Below are 7,209 nucleotides of genomic sequence, written 5' to 3' on the forward strand. Positions count from 1 at the left end.
AGGGCTCAGATGAGCGAGAGCTCCCGCAGCTTGGCCTCGACGTCGATGTCGGCGGGCTCGACGTGATGCGTCGCGTCGGGGTACACCACGACCGGGATGTTCGTGCGTCCGGAGATCTCGCGCGCGATGTCGGCGGCTGCGGGGTCGGCCTCGAGGTCGATGTACTCGTAAGCGACGCCGAGCTTGTCGAGCTGGGCCTTGGTGCGGCGGCAGTCGCGGCACCAGTCGGCGCCGAACATCGTGAGAGTGGCGGGTTTGTCGGTCATGGCACCAGCCTACGGCCGCGCCCTGTGCTTGGCCTCGTACGGTCAGGGGTCGGCGTGCTGTCCGACGACCTGTCGGGCCCGCGTGGCGGCAGCAGCGCCAGAGCGCCGGGGGGCGTAGACGACGAGGGCGTGGAACACGAAGCGCACGATGAAGGCCGCCACCAGGGTGAGCGCGGCGGCGAACATGGCGGAGAGATGGGTGCCCTCCACCAGCAGCCACATCACCGGGATGCGGATCAGCGCCTCGGCGTTGTTGAAGGTGAACGACTTCAGGAACCGATGGCGCATGAGGCCAGATTCCGACCGCATGTCGGCGAAGACGAGGTACTCCAGAAGCAGGAAGTTGCCGATGATCGTCACTTCGCTCGCGATCAAGGCGGCCACGACGTATTCGACGCCGAGCCGCATGAGGCCCCACATGATCACGAGGTTCGCGACGGCGCCGAACCCGCCGACGAGGGCGAAGGCCGACATGCGGCCGAACCGCAGCATCGTCAGTTGCGTGAGAAAGCGGATGCCCTGCGTGAACGACGCCTTCGACGCACCGGCGTGACGCGGCGCGAAGTTGAACGGCACCTCCGCGATGCGCAGCTGCCGGCGGGCGAGCACTTCGAGCAGGATCTTGAAGCCGCGCGGATGCAGCGCCCTGATGTCGATGGCGTCGCGGTTGAGCAGGAAGAACCCCGTCATCGGGTCGGAGCATCCCGCGAGCTTGCGGGGGAACATCGCCTTGGTCAGCAGGTTCGAGGCGCGCGAGACCGTCGTGCGCGTGGCATCCGCCAAGCCCTTCGACGTGCCGCCCGCGGCATAGCGCGATGCCACCACGACGTCGACGTCGCCGACTGCGGCCCGGTCGAGCAGCGAGGGGATGGTCTCGGGCGGATGCTGCAGATCGCCGTCCATGACCAGGCACCAGGGCGATCGGGCGGCGGCGAACCCCTCGAGCACCGCACCACCCAGGCCGTCCGTGGCCGTGTCCCGATGCAGCAGGCGCACGGGGAAGGACGTCGTCGCGGCGGCAGCTTGCACGACCGCGGGGGTGTCGTCGGTGGAGTCGTCGACGAACAGCACCTCGAAGTCCCGGCCGGCCATGACCTCGCCGATGCGGCCGAGCAGTTCGACGACGTTCGGACCTTCGTTATAGGTCGGGACGATGATCGTCAGATCCATCGGTCGTCCTGTCGTCTGGCGGGTGGGTCTTTCAGGGTAGCCCGTCACCCCACGAGGCGTCTGAGATCATCCACCGTCATGCCGTAGTTGATCCGAACGCAGGGGAGAGCGAGCTTGTCGGTGCCGGCCCTGACGTAGCCCTGCTCGATGGTGCGGGCCATCTCGAACCCCGCGAGGCGCAGGCCCTCCTTGGCCGTTTCGTTGTAGTGGCCGAAGGGGTACGCCACGACCTCCGCGGCGCCGAGGATCTGAGCGGATGCCGTCATATCGGTCGCGATCTGCTCCGGCGACCAGTTGACGATGCGTCCCTGACCGTCGGCACCCGCCTCGTGCATGTCGTGCGTGTGGGAGCGCTGCAGTACATGGGGGTTCGGAGCCGGCTCGGAGCGGAACTTCGTGATGACGAACGACGTGGCCAGGAGCCCCTTGGCCTCGACGATGGGAGCGGCCAGCTCGAGCCACGTGTGGTGGGCGTCGTCGTCGGTGATGATGACGGACCGTTCAGGCAGGAACAGGGCGCCGTCGATGAAGGCGCTCAGCTCGTCCCACGTGGGCAGGTAGAAGCCGCCCGTGGCGAGGTAGTCCATGTGCGCTTCGAAGTCGCCGATGTAGGCGTAGTTCAGGCGCAGCCAATCGTCCTCGCCCTCCGGGTTCGTCGTGAACTGGTGGTACATCAGGATCGGGATCGCCGCGTCCTCGGCGGCGACGCGCTCGTGGGTCATCCACGAGCCGTACAGGGTCTGCTGCCGGTCGGCGCAGGTCGCGAGCTGCGAACCGTTGACGCGTGCGGCGGTCGTGTAGGCCGCGGCATCCATCGCCGTCGGGTACCAGCCGGCGAACACCGCGTCGTCGCGCCGGGGGATGGGCAGGGCACCGTACAGCGCTCCCTGCGAGACGAGGACCGGGTCGACCTCGGCGCCGTCGATGGAGAAGGTGAGGGCGCAGGCATTCGCGTCATCGGTGCCCGCCAGCAGCTGTTCGGCGGGCGTGAGGGGCGGTGGCGCCGGGGTCGGCGCGGCGGTCGGGGTCTCTGCGGCCGGCTTCGCCGGGCCGTTCGCGTCGGCCGCCCGGGGCAGGGTGAGAGCGACGGCGATGACGGCGATGACGGCGATGACGGATGCCGCGACCAGCAGCACGGGCCAGAGGCGCCGCCGCGACCGTCGCGCCCGCCTCGCGCCGCGTGCCGCACTGCCCGATGCCGACATCGTTGCCCTCGCTGCGCGTCACCGGCGACGCACTCGCGTTGATCCTAGGGGTCCGGGCGCCGCTGCCCGGAGGGGCGGCGGAGCGACCGGGGCCTAGTTCTTCCGCCGCCCGCGGGCGTCGAAGGCCGCGCCGCATGCGATGCCGATGGCGACGCCGATCGCGAGCCACAGGGCGAGGTTGTCGGCCGTGATGCCGACCGCCGCGCCCAGCGCGAGGCCCAGGGCCACGCCGATGCTGATGCCGGTTCCCTTTGCTGCGCCTCCGGTCGGTTCGGGGTTCGTTTCGTTGTCCATGGGTACCAACGTACGGAGGGTGCAGGATCACAGCATCCGCCTGATGGGGGAGGTTTTCGATCTCCCTCGCGCGGGGGAGCCTGTCGTGCACGGGCCTCGCGCGGCCCCTCCGACGGCCACCCCGGCGGCCGTCAGTGGTGGTGCGACTGATCTTCGGAACTCGCCGATCGACGATCGGTCTCTTGACGTGCAAGTCGCCACTTGCATATCTTGGCCGCATGACCGACGTCTACCGGGCGCTCGCGGATGCGACTCGCCGACAGATCCTCGATCTGTTGGTCGGTCGGGACGGTGTCACGCTGTTCGAGATCTGCAGCCGGCTCGCCGAGTCGGGCACGGGCTCGTCGCGGCAGGCCATATCCCAACACCTGGGAGTTCTGGAGGAGTGCGGCCTGATCAGCACCGAACGGGAGGGGCGCACGAAACTCCACTGGCTGGACACCGCGCCGTTGCGGGAAATCACCCGGCGATGGCCAATCGACACAAGGGGGACGGACTGATGAAAGCACGACTGCACGTCATGAGCGTTTTCGTGGATGACCAGGAGAAGGCGCTCGCGTTCTATACCGACGTGCTGGGTTTCGTCACGAAGAATGACATTCCGCTGGGCGAGTATCGGTGGCTCACGGTGGTTGACGCCGACCATCCTGATGGGGTCGAGTTGCTGCTGGAGCCCGATGAGAACCCGGCAGCGAAGACGTATGTGGAGGCGCTCGCCGAGCAGGGCATTCCCTCGGCATCGTTCGCAGTCGACGACGTGGATGCCGCCCACGCCGAACTCACGGCGCGCGGGGTGCGGTTCGTCCAGCCGCCGACGTCCGGCGGGCCGGTGCGCACCGCGGTGCTCGATGACACGTGTGGCAATCTGATTCAGCTCGTCAGCCCCGCATGACCGCGTCGGAGGAGTCGCTGCGGAGTGTCCATGCCGGCCACCAGCCGTCGTGCTGCGTCACCGGCTTCGAAAGCAGGGAAGGGCGCGAGTAACCGGCATCACGCGTTGCCCATGGGTCACGATCGCAGTCATACCTGTACGGCGCGCGCGAGGGGCTATCGCAACTAGGCGGCGCCTCCTATGGTGCACGCATGGTCAACGTACAGCTATCTCAAAGGGTCATCGCCTCTCCTGCGGAGTGGAGGGCCCCCCATGCCGCGGGGCCCTTTGACGACGTGGTCACTGTGCCGGGCTCGCAGGCGCAGACCTATTTCGAAATCGTTCTTGCTGCCAGTGCAGAGGGCTCAAGCCTGCTGATGCGGCCGTTGCATTCTGACTTTTTGGCGGGCGTGATCGAGACCTCGCGCGTGCTGGGCGTGGATATCCGGGAGGTCGCCGGTACTGGGCCTTTCGGCCCGGATCTGGTCGTCGATCCCTCCGCTGCGCTCGCCAGCGATGCGGTGGTGAGCATCACCGAGCCCGACGGCGTTGCCCCCGTCGCTTTCGCCGTCGCCGGCCGTGCCTCGGGCAGTGTAACCGTGAATATTCACGAGAGCCGGTCGCACCGTCCGCTGGGCGAGGTGATCAAGGTCCTACGCAGCATCGGTTGCGACCTCAACGACGCGGGCAAATGGACTGTGCCGCTGACCGTGCACGGGCGCGGACACATACGGGGCGGCCACGTGGAGATCGACGTCAACCGTTCATCCATGCTTGTCTCGACGCTGCTGCTGGCCGCTCCGCGGTTCGACATCGGTCTGACGCTCCGCCACGTCGGCCAACCGCTGGGAAGCCTCCCCGACATCGCCATGACCGTCGAAGCACTCCGCCGCCGCGGCGTGTACGTCGACCAGCCGACACCTACCGAGTGGGTCGTTCCCGGGGGGCCGGTACGGGCCAGAGAGGTGACCATTGAGCCCGATCTGTCACTTGCGGCACCGTTCCTCGCCGCCGCGATGATGGCCGGCGGTCGCGTATCCGTCCCAGGGTGGCCCGCTCATTCTGCGCAGCCAGCTGCCCGGCTCGTCGAGATTCTGGTGCTGATGGGAGCACGCGCACGCCGCCGGGGCGGAGCTCTGACTGTCACCGGTGGTGCCGAGCGCATCATCCGGCGCGCGTGCGTCGATGTGTCGGAGATCAGTGAACTCACCCCCATCCTGGCCGCCCTCGCCGCCTTCGCGGACGGGCCGTCGACTTTCACCGGACTGAAGCCCCGCACCGGGAACGAGAGCACGCACCTCGACGCACTGGTGGACAATCTTCGTGCCATCGGCGGTGAGGTGGAGGAACTGCCTGACGGTATCCGCGTGGTTCCCCGCCCACTGACCGGCGGGGTGTGGCGAGCCGACCATGATTACCACGTCGCCACCGCCGGAGCCCTGGTCGGACTTGCTGTACCCGGCGTCACCGTCGACGACATCGGTTCGGCGACTGCAGACCTGCCGGGGTACACGAAGGTGTGGGAGCGATTGGTGCGCGGTTCCCGTGCCCGATAGCCGTCAATGGGCATGATCCGGGAGAACGAAAAAGCCCCCGATCCCAGTAGAAGCCTGGAATCAGGGGCAGTGGCTCCGACGGGCGTCGATCCCGTGACCTCACGATTTTCAGTCGTGCGCTCTACCAACTGAGCTACAGAGCCGCGCGGCTGTGATGCTTGCCGCGTCCGAGACGAAGGGCCCTTCCGAAAAAGGGCCCGTCGCTCTGGAGCGACCCTGACGGGACTTGAACCCGCGACCTCCGCCGTGACAGGGCGGCACGCTAACCAACTGCGCTACAGGGCCATGCATATTCAATTGTAGGTGTGACCCCAACGGGATTCGAACCCGTGCTACCGCCGTGAAAGGGCGGCGTCCTAGGCCGCTAAACGATGGGGCCGAGTGAACCCTGTGGGACGAACCCGGTGCTCACGCTTACCGACGCTCAAGCATATGCACTGGTTGGCGAAAACACCAATCGAGGGCGCGGCGTACCCGGCTGAGGGCTGTTGGGACGGCACGATGGGCGGGAGGATGTGCGCGACGACCGGGTGGAAGTCCCTGAGAAAACCGTTGCGGATGTGACTGATGTTGCTACTGTGAAGACGTCTTCGACTCCCCCCGACCTGGCGAAGAGATGAGGTGCTGCGTGCGGTTCACGCGCATCGACGACCCCGAGGAATGCGGCTGCGCGCCGACCCCGGCGGAGCAGCGCGCCTTCGCGCGCGGCGTCACCCGGCGTGGTGCGCTCACGGTCGGGGCCTTCGGCCTGGTCGCAGCGGGTGCTCTCGCCGCTCCGTTCGCGCCGGTCGCGTTCGCCATGGCCGGATACCCCTCGTGGGACGACGTGCAGCGGGCCAAGGCGAACGAGGCGTCCAAGAACGCCGAGGTCGCCCGCATCGAGCAGCTCATCAATGACCTGACCACCGACGTCGCCAACAAGCAGGCAGAAGCAGAGCGTCTGGGGATCGAGTACCAGGCCGCGCAGGAGGCGTACGAGGCAGCGGTTGACCGCGCCGAATCGCTGCAGGCTCAGGCCGACGCCGAAGAGGCCCGCGCGCTCGAGGCCGCGCAGAAGGCCGGACGGGTCGCATCCCAGCTCTACCGCAACGGGGGCGACGACACTTCGCTGGAGCTGTTCTTCTCGGGTTCCGCCGCGACCGCCGACGATCTGCTCGCGCGACTCGGCACGATGGACAAGCTCCTCGCCGCCAATCAGGCCGTCTACACCGACGCGGTCAGCGCCCGCGACAACGCGCAGAGCCTGAGCGACCAGGCATCCGTCGCCCGTAACGCCCGCGACGAGCTGAAGCGTGAAGCCGAGGCCAAGATGGTCGCGGCTCAGGCAGCGGCCGAGGCGGCCCAGGCGGCCCTCGCCGCTCAAACCGAGCATCTCGGAACGCTGCAGGCCCAGCTCGCGGCACTCAAAGACACCACCGCGCAGACCGTGGCCGGCTACCAGGCCGGCGTCGAAGCCGAGCGTCGTGCTCGCGAGGAGCGTGAGCGCAAGGCCAGGGAAGAGGCCGCGCGCCGCGCCCAGGAAGAAGCCGACCGCATCGCCCGTGAGAACGCGGCGCGGCCTCCGGCCAGCGGCGGCGGCGGTGGCGGCGGCGGGGGTGGCGGCGGTGGCGGCGGCTCCGGCGGCGGCGGCGGTTCTGGCGGCGGCCAGGGCTGGGTGCGCCCGCACGGCGGCTGGATCAGCTCATGGTTCGGCAACCGCGGCACCATCTGCTCCAACGGGTACTGCAGCGGCAGCGGCCACCGTGGCATCGACTTCGCCAACGGCTGCGGAGCGTACATCTACGCCGCGGCCGCCGGAACCGTCGTCTTCGCCGCCGAGAGTGGCACGTGGGGCAACTACGTCAAGA

At 68.3% G+C, this 7,209-nt stretch carries 8 protein-coding genes and 3 tRNA genes; 4 read left to right on the top strand and 7 right to left on the bottom strand.

Going from position 1 to position 7,209, the window contains the following annotated elements:
- Positions 1 to 5 precede the first annotated feature (5 nt).
- From NQ160_RS15060 to NQ160_RS15075, 4 genes are all read right to left on the bottom strand, one after another.
- Positions 6 to 266: a glutaredoxin family protein gene (locus NQ160_RS15060; protein ID WP_257516009.1), complete on the bottom strand. Its 261-nt coding sequence runs from the start codon at positions 264 to 266 to the stop codon at positions 6 to 8.
- Between the two features lie 42 nt (positions 267 to 308).
- Positions 309 to 1,436 (bottom strand): glycosyltransferase, encoded by a 1,128-nt coding sequence (locus NQ160_RS15065; RefSeq protein WP_257516010.1) that lies wholly within the window; start codon positions 1,434 to 1,436, stop codon positions 309 to 311.
- Between the two features lie 44 nt (positions 1,437 to 1,480).
- Positions 1,481 to 2,572, bottom strand: coding sequence for a polysaccharide deacetylase family protein (locus tag NQ160_RS15070; protein ID WP_257516011.1), 1,092 nt, complete (start codon positions 2,570 to 2,572; stop codon positions 1,481 to 1,483).
- Between the two features lie 162 nt (positions 2,573 to 2,734).
- Positions 2,735 to 2,935 carry a hypothetical protein gene (locus NQ160_RS15075; RefSeq protein WP_257516012.1) on the bottom strand — a complete coding sequence of 67 codons (201 nt, stop codon included), beginning with the start codon at positions 2,933 to 2,935 and terminating at the stop codon, positions 2,735 to 2,737.
- Positions 2,936 to 3,153: 218 nt separating this feature from the next.
- Between NQ160_RS15075 and NQ160_RS15080 the strand changes: the two genes are divergently transcribed.
- The 3 genes from NQ160_RS15080 (at position 3,154) to NQ160_RS15090 (ending at position 5,362) form a co-directional block, all read left to right on the top strand.
- Complete coding sequence (locus NQ160_RS15080; protein ID WP_257516013.1) at positions 3,154 to 3,435, top strand: ArsR/SmtB family transcription factor; 282 nt, start codon at positions 3,154 to 3,156, stop codon at positions 3,433 to 3,435.
- Between the two features lie 20 nt (positions 3,436 to 3,455).
- Positions 3,456 to 3,827: a VOC family protein gene (locus NQ160_RS15085; protein ID WP_257516014.1), complete on the top strand. Its 372-nt coding sequence runs from the start codon at positions 3,456 to 3,458 to the stop codon at positions 3,825 to 3,827.
- Positions 3,828 to 4,018: 191 nt separating this feature from the next.
- Positions 4,019 to 5,362: a 3-phosphoshikimate 1-carboxyvinyltransferase gene (locus NQ160_RS15090; RefSeq protein ID WP_257516015.1), complete on the top strand. Its 1,344-nt coding sequence runs from the start codon at positions 4,019 to 4,021 to the stop codon at positions 5,360 to 5,362.
- 70 nt (positions 5,363 to 5,432) lie between these two features.
- Here the strand turns inward: NQ160_RS15090 and NQ160_RS15095 are convergent.
- The 3 genes from NQ160_RS15095 to NQ160_RS15105 all read right to left on the bottom strand — a co-directional run bounded on the left by NQ160_RS15095 (position 5,433) and on the right by NQ160_RS15105 (position 5,741).
- Positions 5,433 to 5,505, bottom strand: a tRNA-Phe gene (locus NQ160_RS15095).
- A 68-nt stretch (positions 5,506 to 5,573) separates the two neighbouring features.
- A tRNA-Asp gene (locus NQ160_RS15100) sits at positions 5,574 to 5,647 on the bottom strand.
- A gap of 21 nt (positions 5,648 to 5,668) precedes the next feature.
- Positions 5,669 to 5,741: transfer RNA gene (locus tag NQ160_RS15105), tRNA-Glu, on the bottom strand.
- A gap of 249 nt (positions 5,742 to 5,990) precedes the next feature.
- On the opposite strand from NQ160_RS15105, the gene NQ160_RS15110 reads away from it, so the two are divergent.
- Positions 5,991 to 7,209, top strand: a 1,219-nt coding sequence (locus NQ160_RS15110) for a coiled-coil domain-containing protein (RefSeq protein ID WP_257516016.1), incomplete at its 3' end; no start/stop codon positions are given.

This window comes from Microbacterium sp. zg.Y909, assembly GCF_024626565.1.